General features: G+C 72.7%; 1 protein-coding gene. It reads right to left on the minus strand.

Annotation, left to right across the window (positions count from 1 at the left end; translation table 11 throughout):
• Nucleotides 1-17: 17 nt before the first annotated feature.
• Nucleotides 18-701, minus strand: a complete 684-nt coding sequence (locus U9R90_RS36545) for a bifunctional DNA primase/polymerase (protein ID WP_411061818.1) — start codon at nt 699-701, stop codon at nt 18-20.
• Nucleotides 702-787 lie beyond the last annotated feature (86 nt).

Here is a 787-nt window from a genome sequence, read left to right on the forward strand (position 1 = left end):
GGGGGTGGAGGAGGGGGTCAGCGGCGGCTCTCGCGGCCGCAGGCGTAGGCGAGCGGGCTGATCAGCTCCTCGGCGTCCGGCAGCCAGCGGTTGGCGGGCGTGGGGCGGCAGGCCCACTGAGCGGCGCCGTGCGGTCCGAAGCGGGTGGGTGGCGCGGCGACCCAGCTGCCCTCGCCGAGCGCGGTCAGGTCGAGCGCGGCGGGCGGCCAGCCCAGCTTCCGTACGAGATCGGGGACCTTGGCGGTGGCGCCGGGCAGGACGAGGAACTGCATCCGGCGGTTCGGCGTCAGGATGACCGGGCCGAGAGTGAGCTCCATCCGCTCCATCCGGGCGAGCGCCAGGAAGCCCGCGGTCTCGGGTACGTCGATCGCGTCGAACGTACGCCCGGTCGGCAGCAGGATGGACGCCTTGGGATGCTTGGACCACAGGCGCCTGGCGACCGTGGCGCTGCCGGTCGCCTGGGTGGCCCAGTCCTCGCGGGCCGGGTGTGCGCCGGGCGCCTCGCAGCCGGATTCGCCGCAGGAGCAGTGTTCGACGCCGTCCGCGGGCTCCAGACTGGTGCCGGGGCAGACATCCCAATGCCGTTCTTCCGCGTATCGCACGGCGATGTCGAGCAGCTGCTCACCGCGCTGCTTGGGGATCTGTGCGGCTCCGTTGCCGGTGATGGTGTCTTCCACGCAGAAGACAACTCCCGGCGCCATCTCGGGTTACGGCCGTCTCGTGCGCCGGTGCGATGCATCGATCCTGCATATGGGGCGCATGGGTGCACGGGCGGGGGCGCGCAGGC

Origin of the sequence: Streptomyces sp. E11-3, from assembly GCF_046540415.1 — a bacterium.
In the GTDB taxonomy this organism is placed as follows: Bacteria; Actinomycetota; Actinomycetes; order Streptomycetales; family Streptomycetaceae; genus Streptomyces.